The 17,039-nt window shown below is 72.8% G+C and carries 15 protein-coding genes; 9 read left to right on the plus strand and 6 right to left on the minus strand.

Annotated elements, in window-relative coordinates; genetic code table 11:
* Positions 1 to 63: 63 nt before the first annotated feature.
* Both ACFVTF_RS26790 and ACFVTF_RS26795 read left to right on the plus strand, forming a co-directional pair.
* Positions 64 to 336 carry a type II toxin-antitoxin system Phd/YefM family antitoxin gene (locus ACFVTF_RS26790; protein WP_063351171.1) on the plus strand — a complete coding sequence of 91 codons (273 nt, stop codon included), beginning with the start codon at positions 64 to 66 and terminating at the stop codon, positions 334 to 336.
* A complete protein-coding gene (locus ACFVTF_RS26795) occupies positions 333 to 593 on the plus strand; it encodes a Txe/YoeB family addiction module toxin (RefSeq protein WP_363372471.1) in 261 nt (86 codons plus the stop codon). The genes ACFVTF_RS26790 and ACFVTF_RS26795 overlap by 4 nt, the downstream gene beginning before the upstream one ends.
* 33 nt (positions 594 to 626) lie before the next feature.
* Here ACFVTF_RS26795 and ACFVTF_RS26800 read toward each other — a convergent pair whose 3' ends face one another.
* A complete protein-coding gene (locus tag ACFVTF_RS26800; RefSeq protein WP_387817012.1) occupies positions 627 to 1,385 on the minus strand; it encodes a GntR family transcriptional regulator in 759 nt (252 codons plus the stop codon).
* Positions 1,386 to 1,582: 197 nt separating this feature from the next.
* Here ACFVTF_RS26800 and ACFVTF_RS26805 point away from each other — a divergent pair, with 197 nt between their 5' ends.
* Positions 1,583 to 1,783 (plus strand): hypothetical protein, encoded by a 201-nt coding sequence (locus ACFVTF_RS26805; protein WP_387817013.1) that lies wholly within the window; start codon positions 1,583 to 1,585, stop codon positions 1,781 to 1,783.
* Positions 1,784 to 2,064: 281 nt separating this feature from the next.
* Here the strand turns inward: ACFVTF_RS26805 and ACFVTF_RS26810 are convergent, their stop codons facing one another.
* Positions 2,065 to 2,349: a hypothetical protein gene (locus ACFVTF_RS26810; protein WP_387817014.1), complete on the minus strand. Its 285-nt coding sequence runs from the start codon at positions 2,347 to 2,349 to the stop codon at positions 2,065 to 2,067.
* A gap of 213 nt (positions 2,350 to 2,562) precedes the next feature.
* Here ACFVTF_RS26810 and ACFVTF_RS26815 point away from each other — a divergent pair, with 213 nt between their 5' ends.
* The 3 genes from ACFVTF_RS26815 (at position 2,563) to ACFVTF_RS26825 (ending at position 8,709) form a co-directional block, all read left to right on the plus strand.
* Positions 2,563 to 5,526: a BTAD domain-containing putative transcriptional regulator gene (locus ACFVTF_RS26815; RefSeq protein ID WP_387817015.1), complete on the plus strand. Its 2,964-nt coding sequence runs from the start codon at positions 2,563 to 2,565 to the stop codon at positions 5,524 to 5,526.
* Positions 5,527 to 5,997: 471 nt separating this feature from the next.
* Entirely contained in the window at positions 5,998 to 6,762 is a 765-nt protein-coding gene (locus ACFVTF_RS26820; protein WP_387817016.1) for a methyltransferase domain-containing protein, read from the plus strand.
* Between the two features lie 81 nt (positions 6,763 to 6,843).
* The gene (locus ACFVTF_RS26825; RefSeq protein WP_387817017.1) at positions 6,844 to 8,709 is read left to right on the plus strand and encodes a SpoIIE family protein phosphatase; all 1,866 of its coding nucleotides are present in this window, start codon (positions 6,844 to 6,846) and stop codon (positions 8,707 to 8,709) included.
* A gap of 114 nt (positions 8,710 to 8,823) precedes the next feature.
* Here the strand turns inward: ACFVTF_RS26825 and ACFVTF_RS26830 are convergent, their stop codons facing one another.
* The gene (locus ACFVTF_RS26830) at positions 8,824 to 11,010 is read right to left on the minus strand and encodes an MMPL family transporter (RefSeq protein WP_387817018.1); all 2,187 of its coding nucleotides are present in this window, start codon (positions 11,008 to 11,010) and stop codon (positions 8,824 to 8,826) included.
* A 155-nt stretch (positions 11,011 to 11,165) separates the two neighbouring features.
* Here ACFVTF_RS26830 and ACFVTF_RS26835 point away from each other — a divergent pair, with 155 nt between their 5' ends.
* Positions 11,166 to 11,789, plus strand: coding sequence for a TetR/AcrR family transcriptional regulator (locus tag ACFVTF_RS26835; RefSeq protein WP_387817019.1), 624 nt, complete (start codon positions 11,166 to 11,168; stop codon positions 11,787 to 11,789).
* A 39-nt stretch (positions 11,790 to 11,828) separates the two neighbouring features.
* Here ACFVTF_RS26835 and ACFVTF_RS26840 read toward each other — a convergent pair whose 3' ends face one another.
* On the minus strand, positions 11,829 to 12,779 hold the full coding sequence (locus tag ACFVTF_RS26840) for a LysR substrate-binding domain-containing protein (RefSeq protein WP_387817020.1): 951 nt from the start codon (positions 12,777 to 12,779) through the stop codon (positions 11,829 to 11,831).
* 192 nt (positions 12,780 to 12,971) lie between these two features.
* Between ACFVTF_RS26840 and ACFVTF_RS26845 the strand changes: the two genes are divergently transcribed.
* Positions 12,972 to 13,523, plus strand: a complete 552-nt coding sequence (locus ACFVTF_RS26845) for a peroxiredoxin (RefSeq protein WP_371517285.1) — start codon at positions 12,972 to 12,974, stop codon at positions 13,521 to 13,523.
* Positions 13,524 to 13,526: 3 nt separating this feature from the next.
* Positions 13,527 to 14,069, plus strand: coding sequence for an alkyl hydroperoxide reductase (locus ACFVTF_RS26850; protein WP_063347992.1), 543 nt, complete (start codon positions 13,527 to 13,529; stop codon positions 14,067 to 14,069).
* A 74-nt stretch (positions 14,070 to 14,143) separates the two neighbouring features.
* On the opposite strand, the gene ACFVTF_RS26855 is transcribed toward ACFVTF_RS26850, so the two are convergent.
* Both ACFVTF_RS26855 and ACFVTF_RS26860 read right to left on the minus strand, forming a co-directional pair.
* Positions 14,144 to 15,550 (minus strand): AI-2E family transporter, encoded by a 1,407-nt coding sequence (locus ACFVTF_RS26855; protein WP_387817021.1) that lies wholly within the window; start codon positions 15,548 to 15,550, stop codon positions 14,144 to 14,146.
* A gap of 471 nt (positions 15,551 to 16,021) precedes the next feature.
* On the minus strand, positions 16,022 to 16,780 hold the full coding sequence (locus ACFVTF_RS26860) for a transglycosylase SLT domain-containing protein (protein WP_350879965.1): 759 nt from the start codon (positions 16,778 to 16,780) through the stop codon (positions 16,022 to 16,024).
* Between the last annotated feature and the right edge of the window lie 259 nt (positions 16,781 to 17,039).

Below are 17,039 nucleotides of genomic sequence, written 5' to 3' on the forward strand. Positions count from 1 at the left end.
GTGGTACTCGGGACTCGTACCATGACGGTACCGAGAACCGGTACGAACACGGAGGGCACCGCGATGGCGATCAGTGCGAGCGAGGCACGCACCCAGCTCTTTCCGTTGATCAAGAAGGTCAATGACGACCACGCCCCGATAAGGATCACCTCCAGAAGCGGGGACGCGGTCCTCATGTCGGCCGAGGACTACGACGCGTGGCAGGAGACGATCTACCTCCTGCGCTCCCCCGCCAACGCCCAGCGGCTCATGGCGGCCGTCGCCCGCGACAAGGCCGGCCACCCCGGCGTCACCAGGACCCTGGAGGAGCTGGAAGCCCTGGCGGGTGAGGTGTGAGGAGTGTCCACTTCGACCCGGACGCCTGGGAGGACTTCCTGTTCTGGCTCGGATCGAACCGGAAGATGGCTCAGCGGATCACCCGCCTGGTCGGCGAGATCCAGCGCGACCCCTTCAGCGGGATCGGCAAGCCCGAGCCGCTGAAGGGCGACCTGGCCGGCTACTGGTCACGCCGGATGGACGACGAACACCGCCTCGTGTACCGGGCCGACGAGAAGGAAGTGATGATCCTCAAGGCCCGCTACCACTACCAGTAGCGACGAACCCCGCCCCGGCCGCGTTGCGCGTGCTCACGCGTCGAAGTCGTACTCCAGGACGTAGGAGGCGGCGTCGAGGATCATCTCGTTGAGCTCGACGACCTGGCCGTCGTCGGCGAAGGCGGTGCGGCAGATCAGGATGACCGGGGTGCCCGCCGACAGCTCCAGGCGGGCGGCCTCCTCCGCGCCGGGCATCCGGGAGCGGACCTCCTCGCGGAAGTGGACGGGCTTCGCGCCGATCTCGGCCAGCCGGGCGTAGGTGCCGCCCGGGCCGGTGTCCTCGCGGGTGATGGCCGTGCCGGCGACCAGGCCGGCCGGCAGGTACGAGGTCGACAGCAGCACCGGCTTGCCGTCCAGCACGAAGCGGCGGTGCCGTACGCACATCGACGCGCCCGGATCCACGCCCAGCACCCGGGCGACGTGCTCCGGCGCGCCCCGTTCGGTGACGGACACCTGGTCGACCACCAGCAGGCGGTTGTCGATGTCCGCCGACCATATGGAGCGGCCCGAGCCCCACTGCCCCTGCGCCAGCCGCTGGATCCCGCGCCGGCGCAGCGGCCGGAAGTCCCGGACGAAGACCCCCGCGCCCCGGCGCGCCTCGGCGATGCCCTCGCTCTGCAGCACGCCGAGCGCCTGGCGGGCGGTCATCCGGGCCACGCCGTACTCGTCCATGAGGTCGTTCTCGCCCGGCAGCCGGTCGCCCGCGCGGTACCGGCCGTCGTCGATGGCCGCCTTCAGCGTGTCGGCGATCCGTTGGTACTTGGGCTGTTTGTCGCCACTGCTGCCGGTCATCGCCGCTCCCTCTCCCTCGAACAAATCGTAGGCGCGACCGCGGCGGACGGTAAGCGGCTACGACTGTTGACATCTCTAGAGATATTAGCTTCTCTAGAGATGCTGGGTAGTCGCCGAGCACCACACACACGGACAGCGACCAGGGCGCGACCCCCACCCGGAGCCGCACCCGCACCAGAACAGCGAGGAGCAGTGCGGTGAGCACCCGTCAGCGCGACTCCGCGGCCTACCGGCCGCACGTGGGTGAACTCGTCCTCGACCGGAGGACCGGACGCACCGGCATCTACATGGACACCATCGGCGGGGAGCACTACCTGCGCCCCGAGGGCGGCGGCCGCGAATGGACCGCCGAACCCGGACACATCGGCCCCGCCCCCGACACCCCGCGATTCACCTGAATGTGATCAGGCCGGTAATTGCGGCAAAATCCACGCAAACCACGGTATTCCGGGCCTGCAATCCCCCCGGTGAATCCAGAATTCCGGAACGCGCCGGGCCCGCCGCCGGGCACGTTACGGATAACACCGGTCACCATGCGTGCACCACGGGCTCGAATCAGCCACCTGAATCAGCCCGACCGAATCGGCCGTCGGCCGGCACGGACGGCAATTGGCGAACGCGAAACGACCGGTGCCCCCGTGCCCGAACGGGGGCACCGGGGGCACCGGGTCGATCCGCTTTACGGGTGGCCGGAGATGACACTCTCCGGCTCGTACCGCTTGCCCGGCCCGCCCGTGGCCGGAGCGGCAGGCTCCACCACGTGCTCGGCCTCGTCACCGAACAGGCCGTTCTCGAGCTCGGCCTTCTGGGCCGCGGTCGGCTCGGCATACCCGGTCGAGTCCGAGGACGCGGCCACCGCACCCTCGACAGCCTTGCCCGCCTCCACAGCGGCGTCCGGGGCCGGGGTCTGCGCCGTGTTGTCGGGCGTCGACGGCACCGGGGTCTCGCTCTGGTCGTTGGCCATTGGGCGGCCGCCTTTCGGTCATCAAATGTGTCCCGCCCGACCTCCGTGGCACGGGCGTGCGGACAGTATCGTAGGGTTGATTAAATGTCCGATAAACATCGTGCAGCTTGCGGTGCCGTCCGGCAGAGTCGGGCGTCCGCCTAAGCTGAAGCACCACGGCGCACCGCCGAGCGCCCTTCGCGAAATCAACACAACAGGCCATCAGGGGACTTCATGGAGTTTCGGAAGACGCCGCCTGCGCCTGCGCTGCGCTTCCAGGTCCTCGGCCCGGTCCAGGCCTGGCTCGACGGGAAGCCCCTTTCCCTCGGCTCCCCTCAGCAGCAGGCGATTCTCACCGCCCTTCTGCTGCATTCCGGCCGCCCCGTCACCACCCAGGACCTCGTTGACAGCCTGTGGGGCGACCGGCCGCCCGCCCAGGCCGTGGCCGCGCTGCGCACGTACGTCTCGCGCCTGCGCGCCGTCATCGAGCCGCGCCGCGAGGTGCGCACGCCCGCCGCACTGCTGATCTCGGTCGCCGACGGCTACGCCTTGCGAATCCCCGGCGACGCTCTCGACCTGACGCTCTTCGAACAGCTCTCCGCCGAGGCCGTGGCCGCCCGGGCCTCCGGCGACAAGCCCGGGACGCACCGGCTGCTGACGCAGGCCCTGGAACTGTTCAGCGGCCGCCCGCTCACCGGCATCCCCGGCCCCTACGCCGAGGTCCAGCGGCTCCGCCTGGCCGAACGCCAGGTCGCCGCCTCCGAAGACCTGTGCACCGCCGCCCTCGACATCGGCCTGCACGCCGAGATCGTCGGCGAACTCAACACCCTCACCGCCGAACACCCGCTGCGGGAACGGCTGCGCGAGCTGCTGATGCTGGCGCTGTACCGCTGCGGACGCCAGGCCGAGGCACTCGGCGTCTACACCGACACCCGCAAGCTCCTCATCGACGAGCTCGGGGTCGAGCCCGGCGCCGGCCTGTCCGCGATGCACGCCCGCATCCTGGCGGCGGACCCGACGCTCGCCCTCCCGGCCGTGCCCGCCCCGGCGAGCCGCGAGGACGGTCCGGCCGCTCCCCCGGCGCCCGCCCAACTCCCGGCCGACGTATCGGACTTCAGCGGCCGCACCGACCTGGTGAGCGACCTCTCGACGGTCCTGATGAACGCCACCGGCCAGGCCGTGGTGGTGACTTCGCTGGCCGGTATCGGCGGGGTCGGGAAGACCACCCTCGCCGTCCACGTCGCCCACCGCGTCCGCGGCGAGTTCCCGGACGGGCAGCTGTACGTCGACCTGCGCGGCGCCGGCACCTCGCCGGCCGACCCGGTGGCCGTCCTGGGCGACTTCCTGCACGCGCTCGGCGTCACCGAGAGCCCCGACTCGCTCGAACAGCGCGCCGCCCTCTACCGGTCGCTGCTGGCCAGCCGACGGATGCTCATCCTGCTCGACAACGCGCGCGACGCCGAGCAGATCCGACCGCTGATCCCCGGCGTCTCCGGCTGCGCCGTGCTCGCCACCAGCCGCTCCCGGCTGGCCGGCATCCCGGGTGCGCAGTTGTTCGACGTCGAGGAGCTGACCCCGAACGAAGCGCTGGCGCTGTTCTCGGCCATCGTCGGCGAGCAGCGGGTCGCCGCCGAACCGGAGGCGGCCATGCAGGTGGTCACCGCCTGCGGGTTCCTGCCGCTCGCCGTCCGCATCGCCGCCGCCCGGCTGGCCAGCCGTCCGCGCTGGAGCGTCTCCGACCTGGCCAGACGGTTAGCCGACCAGCGGCGGCGACTGGACGAACTCCAGCTCGGCAACCTCGCCGTGGAGACCACCATCGGACTCGGCTACGGCCAGCTCTCCACGGACGAGGCCCGCGCCTTTCGGCTGCTCGCCCTGATCGACTCCCCGGACATCCCGCTGCCCGCCGCCGCGGCGCTGCTCGGCGCGAACGAGTACACCGCCGAGGATCTCGCCGAGGCGCTGGTCGAGGCGAACATGCTGGAGTGCTTCACCCCCGGCCGCTACCGCTACCACGACCTGCTCCGGCTGTACGCCCAGCGCCAGAACGAGCGGATCGGGGACACCGAGGAGCAGGAACAGGCGGTACTGCGGCTGCTCGACCTGCTGATCCCGACCGTCCGCAACGCGGCCGAGGCGGTGGAGCCGGACGACCCGCTGCCGGAGTTGCTGACCACGCCCGCTTCGCCGGGGCTCGGCCTGCCGACGAGCCGGTCCGCACAGGACTGGCTCCGCACCGAGGGCGCCCTGCTGCTCAGCGCCGTCGAGGCGACCGCGAACGGCTCCGGCACCCTGCAGCGCGCGGCGGTCGACCTGCTGAACCTCCTGTTCAGCCTCGACCCGGACCCGACACGCGGGCGCCGGGTGCGTCGGATCCTGGAGACCATCGGCCGGGCCGCGGAACGTCGCGGCGACTCGGCCGGGCTGGCCCGGGTGTACTTCGCGCTCGGCACCTTGCAGTCCGTCACCAGCGACTTCCAGGAGGCCGAGCAGTCCCTCCGGCGCAGCCTCGACCACCAGGCACCGGACGCCCCGACCGTTCTTCGCATGGCCGCGGCCAACACGCTGGGCTGGACCCTCAGTGTCGGCAACCGCCCGGCCGAGGCGCTGCCGTTCCTCGAACAGGCTCTCGCCATCAGCCGGGTGGTCGGCACGGCGATCGGCGAGGCCAGGCTGATCAGCAACATCGCCCGGGTGCAGAACCGGCTCGGCATGACCGAGACGGCGATCCGCTCCGCCCGCGACGGCGTCGCCGTCGCGCGGACGTCCGAGAACGGACCCCTACTCGCCCAGACCCTCTACCAGCTCGGCGTGGTGCTCTCCACCGGCGAGGCCGTCCCGCACCTGCGGGAGGCGCACCAGCTCTTCCAGTCCCAGCAGAACCCGCTCTGGGAGGGCTACACCCTCGCCCGGCTGTCCTCGGCGCTACTCGCGTCCGGGCAGCACGCGGAGGCGGCCGAAGCCGCCGAGGAGTCGCTCGTGATCGCCCAGGAACTGGACTCCGCCTACTGCCAGGGCCTCGCGAACGCCACCCTCGGCGAGGCGCTGCTGGCGCTGGCGCAGCCCGCGCGCGGGCTCGCCTGCCTGCGCGAGGCGCACGCGATCTTCACGCGGCTCGGTGTGCCGGAGGCCTCCCCCGTGGCGGACCTCATCTCCCAACAGCACACCGAGCCTCCCCCATCTTCCCCAGCGCCGTAGGTCTCCGCCCCCCGGCAGAGCCCCCACCCCCGTTGTGCGCGTCGACGCCCCCGCAGCCCCCCGGCTGCGGGAGCGCCCTCAACGCTTCCCCGGCGCTGGACTCCACTCTGCACTCCGGCGATTGACGTTCGATAAACGCCCGACGGCCGGCCCTCGCCCCGGCGAAACCGCAGGTCAGTCGTTACGCCACGGCGCGCCATGCGGCGCGCGGAGCCGGCGCGCACCACCCCTGCCCGCACCGTCGTGCTTCCGCAACCCCGTCCACACCGGCCCAAGCATGACGAGTTGGCTGGAAAGGGACCCCATGGCGCAGAGATCACGCATATTCTCAGATGCCAGTACACACACGAGTGTCTGCCGGCAACGTGTGGGCCGGCGAGGCAGGACGGGCGCCGGGGCGGACGGCATCCCGCTCCCGTGCGGCCGCGTGCAGCCGGCCGGAGGCCACGGGTGGAAGGGTGCCTCTCAATCGTGACGACCGGACAGATATCCGACTCGTACCCCGTCGACGAGGACGCGGGAGACGACGGGCCCGACGTGCGGCGGCGCCGGGCGGCGCGTGCCCTGCAAGCCGTCGCCTTCGACACCATCGGCGCCGGGTACGGCGAGGCGTTCCCGGCCAAGGACGGGCAGCTGGCCTGCGGACGGCAGCTGCTGGCCGAGCTCGAACCCGGCGCGCGGGTGCTGGACGTGGGCTGCGGCACCGGGGACCCGACGGTCCGGCAGCTGGTCGCGGGCGGGCTGCGGGTGACCGGGATAGACCTCTCGGACGTGATGCTCTCGCTGGCCCGGCAGGCCCGGTTCCCGGGCGAACACCCGCCGGAGTTCCATCGGATCGACCTGTTCGATCTGGCCACCGAGCGCGCCGGGCAGGTCTGGAACGCCCCCGGACTGGGGCCCCTGGGCAAGGGCGGGTTCGCCGCCGTCACCGCGTTCTTCTCACTGATCCTGCTGCCGCAGGACGAGATCCCGACCGTGCTCACGCGGCTGCGCGAACTCCTCCGGCCGGGCGGACTGCTGGCGCTCGGTATGGTCGAGGCGGATCTGGATCACGTTCCGCTTCCGTTCCTTGGCAGAGAGCTGCGGATCAGTGGGTATCTGAGGGAGGATCTGGAGCGGGTTCTCGTCACGGCGGGCTTCGCCGTCGAGGAGTGCTCGGGGCATCCGTACGCGCCGGCCAGCACCACGCTGCCGCCGGAGGAACAGCTGTTCCTGTGCTGTCGACGCGTCGGCTGACCCACCGCACGGCAGCAGGGCCCGCCAGCAGGACACCGCAGACCACCACAGAGACCACACCGAATCCAGGACAGGCAGCCCGTGCGCGACCAGCTCAAGACCGAGGCCGGACAGCCGCCTGCCGTCCCGGGCCAGCGCGGCCTGCCCCTGGCACCAGTACCGGCACCGCCGCACCAGCCGACCGCGCGCCCGGAGCGCGAGGACGTGGCGGGCCGGCTCGGCTACCTCGACCTGGCCACCCGGCGGATCAACAGCGCGCTCGACCTGTCCGCGACGCTGCGCAACATCGGCCGGGTGCTCGTCCCCACGCTGGCCGACGCCGCCGTGGTCCACCTGCGCGACCCGCTGCCCAACGTCGAGCGCGAGCCAGGCTTCCCGGACGAGCTGCGGATCCACCACAGCACCGGCACCCGGATCGGACGGCGCGGCCGGCCGAGCGGCGCGGACGACCGGCACCGCTCCCGGTACGGCTCCCGCTCCACCGCCGACACCGGCCCCGCCACCCCGGTGACCCGCGGCGGGGCGCTCGCGCACGCCCTGCTGAGCCGCCGCCCCGCCGAGTCCGCGGTGCTCGGCGCGCCCGGCGCCGAACGCACCGAGGCGCTGCTGCGCGAGCTGTACGGCACCCGCGGGCTGGCCCGGCTGGCCGCGGGCACCTCGGTGCTGGCCCTGCCGCTGCGCGGCCGCAAGGCCGTGCTCGGCCTGCTGGTGCTGATCCGCCGCCCTCCTGAACGCACCGGCCGGCCCGCCTTCGACGCCGCCGACACCGCGACCGCCGCGCACCTCGCCACCCAGGCGGGCCTGGCGGTGGACACCGCCCTGCGGTACGCCCGCGAGTGGGAGATAGCCAACGAACTCCAGCGCAGCATGCTGCCGTTGCGCCTGCCGCAGCCGCACGGCGTCCGCCTCGCCCAGCGCTACCTGCCGGGCGAGCGCGGCGCGCAGGTCGGCGGCGACTGGTACGACGCCGTGCCGCTGCCCGGCAACCGGGTCGCCCTGATCGTCGGCGACGTGATGGGCCACTCGCTCACCTCGGCCGCCATCATGGGCCAACTGCGCACCAGCGCCCAGACCTTGGCCGCCCTCGACCTGCCGCCGCACGAGGTGCTCTACCACCTGGACGAGCAGGCCCAACGGCTCGGCCGCGAACAGCACCTGGCGACCTGCGTGTACGCGGTGTACGACCCGATCGCCAACCGGGTGGTGCTGGCCAACGCCGGGCACGTCCCGCCCGTCCTGGTCCGGCCGGACGGCACCGCCGAGTTGGTGGAGCTGGACTCCGGGGCCCCGATCGGGGTCGGTGGGGTGGACTTCAACTCGGTCGAGCTGCCCGCCCCGCCCGGCTCGGCCCTGCTGCTGTTCACCGACGGCCTGGTGGAGACCCGCAGCCGCCCGATCAGCGACGGCCTGGAGGTCCTCCGCGCCCGGATCGCCGCCGCCCGCTGGCAGTCCCCCGAGCAGCTGTGCCAGGAGGCGCTGCGGATCCTGCCGCCCGGCGACCGCGGCGACGACATCGCCCTGTTGGGCGCCTGCTTCGACGGGATCCCGGCCGGGGACGTCGCGCACTGGTACCTCCAGCCGCGCAACGAGACGCCCGGCCGGGCCCGCCGGCTGGCCGCCCACACGCTGCGCCGCTGGGGGCTCGGCGAGCTCAGCGAGGCGACCGAGCTGATGATCAGCGAGCTGGTGACCAACGCCGTCCAGCACGCGACCCGCCCGGTCACCCTGAGCCTGGTGCGCACCACCCGGCTGCGCTGCGAGGTCGGCGACGACAGCCCGCTGCTGCCGCGGCCGCGCCGTACCGGGCCGGAGGACGAACGCGGTCGCGGCCTGCAGATAGTGGCCCGGTGCGCGGACCGCTGGGGCGCCACCCGGCTGGGCACCGGCAAGGTGGTCTGGTTCGAGCAGCGACTGCCCCAACCGCCCGTCGAGCCACGGCTGCCGTAACCGCCCGTACCCGCCCGTACCCGCCCGCCGCCGCCCGCGGCCGCCCGTCGAGCAGCGGCTGCCGCGGCGCGCGGACGCCCGACGGGAACGGCCCGCCGGGCGCCCGGGAGCGGTTCAGACCCCGGCCGGCTCCTTCGCCGGCTGCTCCGCCGACTCCAGCCGCGCGATCAGCTGCTCGCCCTCCATGTCGACCCGCGGCACGACCTTCTCCAGCCGCTTCGGGAACCACCAGGCGGCCTTGCCGAACAGCGCCATCGCGGCCGGCACCAGCGCCATCCGCACCACGAAGGCGTCCACCAGCACGCCCACCGCGAGGGCGAAGCCGATCGGCTGCACGATCGGGTCGTGGCCGAAGACGAACGAGCCGAACACCGACACCATGATCAGCGCCGCCGCCGTGACCACCCGGGCGCCGCCGCGCACCCCGGCCACCACGGCGTCCCGCGGCGCCTTCCCGTGGACGTACTGCTCCTTCATCCCGGAGACCAGGAACAGCTCGTAGTCCATCGCCAGCCCGAACAGCACGCCGATCAGCAGGATCGGCACGAAGCTCACCACCGGCCCGACCTTCGGCACGTCGATCAGGCCGTCCAACCAGCCCCACTGGTAGACCGCGACCACCGCGCCGAGCGAGGCGGTGATGCTGAGCAGGAAGCCGGCCACCGCCTTGAGCGGGACGAGCACCGAGCGGAACGCCAGCGCCAGCAGCACCACCGCGATGCCGACGATCACCGCGAGGAACGGCGGCAGTGCCTGGCCGAGCTTGGTGGAGACGTCGATGTTGGCGGCGGTGGTGCCGGTGACGGCGATGTCCGCGCCGGTCGAGGCCTTGAGCGGAGCGCGCTGGTCGCGGATCTCGTTGACCAGCGTCCTGGTGCCGGCGTCGTCCGGTCCGGTCTGCGGGATGACGGTGAGCAGGGCGGTGCGCCCGGTCTGGTCGACGGCCGGGGGCAGCAGCGTCCGCACGCCCGGCAGGGTCTGCAGCCCGGCCGCCACCCCCTGCACCGCCTGCTCCGGCCGCGGCACGCCCCCGGCGTCCACGACGACCACCAGCGGCGCGTTGAAGCCCGGCCCGAAGCTCTCGCCGACCAGGTCGTAGGCCTTGCGCGCATCGGTGCCGGCGGCCTGCGAACCGCCGCCCGGCAGGCCGAGCTGGAGGCTCGCGGCGGGCACCGCGAGCAGGCCCAGGCCGGCCAGTCCGACGAGCAGCACGGCCAGCGGGCGGCGGACCACGAAACGGCCCCAGCGCTCGCCCAGGGTGGTGCGGCCGCCGGTGCGCAGCGCCCGCTTCCAGACCGGCAGCCGGTCGATGGCGCGGCCGGCGAAGCCGAGCAGCGCGGGCAGCAGCGTGATCGCGACCAGGACGGCCACCACGACGGCGCCGGAGGCGGCCAGGCCCATCACGGTCAGGAAGGGGACGCCGGCGACGGCGAGCCCGGCGAGCGCCACGACCACGGTGAGGCCGGCGAAGACGACGGCGCTGCCGGCGGTGGCGGTGGCGCGGGCGGCGGCCTCGTCCGGCTCCAGGCCCTCGTCCAGGTGGCGGCGGTGCCGGGAGAGGATGAACAGCGCGTAGTCGATGCCGACGGCGAGACCGACCATCAGGGCCAGCACCGGCGCGGTGGTGATGATCTCGAACGAGCCGGACAGCGCCATGATCGCGGCCATCGCCACGCCGACCCCGACCAGCGCGGTCAGCAGCGGCAGCCCGGCGGCGACCAACGAGCCGAGGGTGATCACCAGGACCACCCCGGCGACGGCCAGACCGATCGCCTCGCCGCCGTCGACCTGCGCCATCCGGTTGTACGCGTCGCCGCCGAAGGTGACGTCCAACCCGGCCGCGCGGGCCGGTTCGGCGGCGGCCTTGACGGCCTCGCGCTGCTGGTCGGTGACGTCGGCGAGCTTGTGGTCGAAGGAGACCAGGGCGATCGCGACCCGGCCGTCCGGTGAGACGGCGTGGGTGGCGTACGGGTCGGGCACGGCGGCCACGCCGGGGACGGCGGTGATCCGGGCGACCGCCTCGCCGACCGCCCTGCCCGCCTCGGGCGTGGTGGCTCCGCCGGGCGCGGGGGCCGCGAAGACGACCTGGGCGGAGCCGTGGCCCTGCTCCGGGAAGGTGTCCTTGATCCGGTCCAGGGTGGTCTGCGCCTCGGTGCCCGGCACCTTGAACTCGTCGCTGGTCTTGCCGGCGAAGGCCCCTGCGGCCCCGCCGATCGCGATCAGCACGGCGATCCAGACCGCCAGCACCGCCCGCCGTTTCCGGAAGCAGTAGCGGCCGAGTCGGTAGAGGTACGTGGCCATGGGTGACCCCTCGGTCAGGTCGTCGGGCAGGCAGGTGCCTGAACAGGTCGCGGTCCACCGTACGCGCAACCTTGTCAGGCGACAAAGTTAGTCGACAGAATCGGGCGACAGAATCATTCGACGCAGTTATCCGACCATGGCGATACCCTGGCTGGATGGCTCATGTCCCCGCCTCCGAACGCCGACCGCAACTGGTCCAGGCCGCCCTCGACCTGATGACCCGGGAGGGGGTCGCCGCCGGCAGCACCCGGGCGATCGCGGCCGAGCTGGGCGTGGCGCAGGCGACGGTGCACTACACCTTCGGCACCAAGAAGGACCTCTACCGGGCCGTCGTCGAGCAGCTGACCGCCGAGTTCATCGGCCACGTCCGCGCCGCCTACCCGGGCGACGGCTCCTTCGGCGAGCAGGTCGCCACCCTGGTCCACGCGCTCTGGGAGAGCTCGACCGGCACGGACGGGCGCTGCGTGCTGCTGAGCGAGTTCGCGGCGCTGGCGATGCGCGACCCGGACCTGCAGGAGATCATGCGGGCGCTCCAGCACGGGATCGAGCGCACCGCGGCGGAGATGCTCACCGCCCTCGCCGAGGCACACGGCCTCGAACTGGCCACGCCCGCCGAGCAGATCGCCGTCCACTTCCTCACCGGCTTCGACGGCCTCACCGACCGCTACCTGGCCCTGCGCGCGCCCGGCGAGCAGCCCGACCAGGGCACCCTGCGGGCCCTGGACCTGCTGGTGGCCACCACGGTCGGGCTCTGCCTCGGCGCCCCGGCGAAGCCGTGAGGCCGTAGGACCACAGGGCTTCGCCGGGCCGCAGGGCCGCTAGGAGGCGATCCGGACCGGGAGTTCGGCCAGCACCTCGCGCAGCGCGGCCGCGAAGCGCTCGTACTCGGCGCTGCGGGCCGAGCCCGGGCGGGTGGCCAGCCCGATCCGGCGGCCGGGGGCCGGGGCGGCGAAGCGGACGGCGGCCAGCCGGTCGGTGCGGCCGGCCTCGACGTCCAGCGCGGTGGCGGGCAGCAGCGTCACCCCGAGGCCGCCAGCGACCAGTTGGACCAGGGTGGACAGGCCGGCCGCGCGGGTGGTGGAACCCCCGGGATCGGCACCGACCTCACGGCAGATGTCGAGGGCCTGGTCGCGCAGGCAGTGGCCCTCCTCCAGCAGCAGCACGTCCAGGTCGAGCAGCACGTCGCGCGGGACGTCGATCCGCCCGGCGAGCGGGTGCTCGGGCGGGGTGACCAGGACGAAGTCCTCATCGAACAGCGGGATGTCGCGGGTCGGCGAGGTGCCGCCGGCCGGGAGCGCGAGCAGCAGGACGTCCAGCCGCCCGGCGGCCAGCCCCTCCAGCAGCGCGGGGGTGCGCTCCTCGTGGACGTGCAGTTCCAGCTCCGGGAAGCGGTCGCGGACCAGCCGCAGCACGGTGGGCAGCAGGTAGGGCGCGACGGTCGGGATGACGCCGAGGTGCAGCGGCCCGGTGAACGGGCGACGGGCGGCCTCGACCTCCTCGGTGAGGGCTTGCAGCGAGGCGAGCACCCGGCGTGCGTGCTCGCGCACGCGCTCACCCAGCGGGGTGATAATCACCCTGCGCGTCGTACGCTCGACCAGCTGCGCGCCCAGCGACTCCTCCAGCGCCGCGACCGCCCCGGACAGGGCCGGCTGGCTGGTCCCGGTGGCGGCGGCGGCCTCCCGGAAGTGCCGGTGCTCGGCGACCGCGAGGAAGGCCTTGAGCTGGGCGACGGTCGGCGCCCGGGGGCTGCGGACTGTGGCGCTCGCCACAGCGGCGTCGGGTTTGGCGGCGGCGGCCCTGCGGGGGCGGGGCCGCGACGTGGGCGGTTCGGTACTGATAGCCATCTCCGATCAGACACATCAAGTGTAGCTATTTCCCTGATCAGTCCACGATGTGGAAACGTAGGACGTGTCCGGAATCCGGACAAAACTCCCCTCAGTCTCACTTCAGGAGAAGCGAACGTGCTCACGATCGGTGACAAGTTCCCCGAGTTCGAACTCAACGCCTGCGTCGACCTGGACGCCGCGAACGCCTTCGCCGAGATCAACCACAAGTCCTACGAGGGCAAGTGGAAGGTCGTCTTCTTCTGGCCGATGGACTTCACCTTCGTCTGCCCGACCGAGATCGCCGCGTTCGGCAAGCTGAACGACGAGTTCGCGGACCGCGACGCCCAGATCCTCGGCGTCTCCGGTGACTCCGAGTTCGTGCACCACGCCTGGCGCAAGGACCACAAGGACCTGCGCGACCTGCCCTTCCCGATGCTGGCCGACGTCAAGCACGACCTGATGCGCGCCTGCGGCGTCGAGGGCGCCGACGGCACCGCCCAGCGCGCGGTGTTCATCGTCGACCCGAACAACGAGATCCAGTTCGTCATGGTGACCGCCGGCTCCGTCGGCCGTAACCCCAAGGAGGTCCTGCGGGTGCTGGACGCCCTGCAGACCGACGAGCTGTGCCCGTGCAACTGGACCAAGGGCGAGGACACCCTCGACGCCCAGGCCCTGCTGGCGGGCTGACCCATGGCCCTCGACGACCTGAAGGCCGCCCTCCCGGACTACGCCAAGGACCTCAAGCTCAACCTGGGCTCGGTCATCGGCAACTCCGACCTCCCCGCCCAGCAGCTCTGGGGCACCGTGCTGTCCTGCGCGATGGCCACCCGCAGCGCCGCCGTGCTGCGTGAGCTGGAGCCCGAGGCCAAGGCCAACCTGTCCCCGGAGGCGTACACCGCCGCCAAGGGCGCGGCCGCGATCATGGGGATGAACAACGTCTACTACCGGACGCTGCACCTGCTCTCCGACAAGGAGTACAGCACGATGCGGGCCGGTCTGCGGATGAACATCATCGGCACCCCGGGCGTCGAGAAGGTCGACTTCGAGCTCTGGTGCTTCGCCGTCTCGGCCATCAACGGCTGCGGCCAGTGCCTCGACTCGCACGAGGCCGTGCTGCGCAAGGCCGGTGTCGAGCGCGAGGTCGTCCAGGCCTCGATGAAGATCGCCGCCGTGCTCCAGGCCGTGGCGGGTGTCCTCGACTCCGAGGCCGCCCTCGCCGCCGCCGGCGCCTGACGGACCCCGCACAACGCCGACGGGCCCTCCCGGACACCACGTCCGGGAGGGCCCGTCGGCGTTGTGCTCCGGCCTCAGCCGTCCCCGGCCGGGGCGGCGGAGGTCCGGCCCGCGGCCTCGCGGGCGGCCTCCATCGCGGTGAAGACGGCCTGGCCGGCCTCGTTGCGGCGGCGCAGGTGGGTGATCACGGTGTTGGTGACGGCGATCAGCGGGACGGCCACCACCGCGCCGCCGATGCCGCCGATGATGCCGCCGGCCGCGACGCCGAGGACGACGCCCAGCGGGTGCACCCGGACGGCCCGGCCGAGGATCAGCGGCTGCAGGATGTGGCTCTCGATCTGCATCACCGCGACCAGCACGATCAGCACCATCAGCGCCGTCCACGGCCCCTCGGTGACCAGCGCGATCAGCATCGCGACCGTGCCGGTGACGAGTGCGCCGACCAGCGGGACGAAGGCGCCCAGGAAGATGATCACGGCCAGCGGCATCGCCATCGGCACGCCCAGCAGGTCGATGCCGATGCCGATGCAGACCGCGTCGATGAAGGCCACGCCAACGGTGCCGCGCACGTACGCGGTGAGCGTCGCCCAGGCCTTCGGGCCGGCGCCGGCCATGGCGAAGCGGGAGTGCCGGGGCAGTCCGCGCAACGCCCAGTTCCAGATCCGCGAGCCGTCGTAGAGGAAGAAGAAGGTGGTGAAGAAGGCCAGCGCCACGGCGGTCAGCACCTCGACGGCGATCTGCGCGCCGGTCAGGCTGGCCGAGGTGATCTGGTCGGTGTTGGTGGTGATCGCCTTGCCGATCTGGTCGGCGTAGTCGTTGATCTGCTGCTGAGTCAGGTGCAGCGGACCGGTGCTCAGCCAGTCCCGCAGCTGGTCCACACCGTCCTTCACCTTGCTGGTGACCGTCGACAGGTTGGTGGACACCTGCCAGACCACGAACCAACCGACCAGCCCGATTCCGGCCAGCCCGCTCAGGAACACCGCGCCCGCCGCCAGCGAGCGCGGCACCCCGTGCCGGCGCAGCCAGGAGACCGTCGGTTCCAGCAGCGCGGAGATCAGCAGCGAGGCCAGCACCGCGAAGGCGACCAGCCTCAGCATGTCGACGATGTAGAAGACGACGTAGAGCGCGCCCCCGAGCAGCAGCAGCCGCCAGGTCGACTCGGCGGCCACCCGCAGCCCCCAGGGCACGGCCTCGGCCGGGGTGGCCGGCCGTCCGGGGTGGTACTCCCGCGCCGGGCCGGGCGGTGCGGCCGGCGCGGGGGCCGCCGGCGCGGGGGCCACCGGGGCGGCGGCCGGAACCGCGGCGGGTTCGACCCGCGGGGCCGGCACCGGATCGGGTGCCTCCGCCAGTGCGGGGACGGCGAGCTCGTGCGGGTCGGCCGCCATCGCGGCACGCCGGCGCCGTTCGATCACGGCGGCCGCGCTCGCCACCACGGCCATGCCCTTGGCCACGGCCTTGAAGGCCTTTCCGCCCCGCGCCATCCTCGCTACCACCGCTCCCCTGCTGAGCCGCCGTGCCCGGCGGTACGCCGTGGGTCCCGCCACGGCCGTCAGGGATGACGCTACCCGGCGGCGGCCCGGCGAGTCCGGCCCCCGCCGGGTTCGGCTCGAACAACCTCGTCATCAAACCGGGGCAAAACATCAGGTTTCAGCTGGTTTCGGGCCGGGATCGCTGGGGAGGAGTCGAAACGAGGCCCCCGGGGAGAGCGAGGCCTCGGACCACGGACCAACTGTCGGCGGACCGGCCGGTGCGGGAAGCAACCAGGACCCCTTCCCGCACCCCGCGTCCGCACCGGGTCCGCACCGCCCGCAGGCGCACTGGTCAGCGCAGCCCGGGCGGCGCGGCCCGACCCGGCTCCCGGCGGGCGGGAACGCGACGGCCCCCGGTCGCTCGTCGGGCGGGACGAGCGACCGGGGGCCGTACGGGAGTCCACCGCCGGGCGGTGGCGGCTCCTAGTACCAGTTGTGGGACTGCCAGAACGACCAGGCGCCACAGGGGCTGCCGTAGCGGCTGTTCATGTAGCCCAGACCCCACTTGATCTGGGTGGCCGGGTTGGTGCGCCAGTCGGCACCGGCCGAGGCCATCTTGGTGCCGGGCAGCGCCTGGACCAGGCCGTACGCGCCGGAACTCCGGTTGGTCGCGGTGTAGTCCCAGCCGCTCTCGCGCTTCACGATCTGGCTGAAGCACTGGAACTGGGCGTCGTCGCCGACGACCTGCCGGGCGATGTCCTGGACGGATCCGGGGCTGACCGAGACCGGCGGGGCGCTGTTGTCGGTGGCGGCCATCGCCGAACGCGCCTTGGAACGGTTGGCAGCGGCCTCGTCGGCCTTGCGCTTGTCCTCGGCGGCCTTGGCAGCCTTGTCCGCGTCGGCCTTGGCCTGGGCATCGGCCTTCGCCTGGGCGTCCGCGGCGGCCTTCTGGCGCGCGGCCTCCTCGGCGGCCTTCTGCTCGGCGGCGGCCTTGGCCGCGGCGTCGGCGGAGGCCTGCTGGGCGGATGCCTGCTGGCCGATGTTGTCACTGATGGTCTGCGCCTGGGCGCCAGAGGGGACTTCGGCAAGCAGGGTCGCGCCCGCGACGTCGACCGTCTGCGTCGTCTTGCCCTCGCTGCCCGAGGCCACACCCACGACGGCACCGACAGCGGTGACGGCGGTGGCGGAGGCCACAGCGACTCCCCGGACCGAGATCCGAGTCACATGGATTCCTTCCAGCATCGCCCACGCGTGACCGTGCGGGCGCAACATGCCCCTTGGCACTGACCTCCGCAGGTGCTCTGGTCACGGGAGGTGCTGGCCCGGCGTCCGGCCGAGGTGAGGCGACCGGGCGTTGGAATCGGGCGGCGTACGGCTCATCGGTCTTCAATTATGCGTCCACCGACCGGAGTTGGTGGACCATCCGGGGCCGGACTCGTGGAGTCCGGAAGCCCTGCCACGCCGTACGCGGGGCCTGACAGAACCCTCACCATGCCGCACC

Source organism: Kitasatospora sp. NPDC057940 (assembly GCF_042887425.1).
Lineage (GTDB): Bacteria > Actinomycetota > Actinomycetes > Streptomycetales > Streptomycetaceae > Kitasatospora.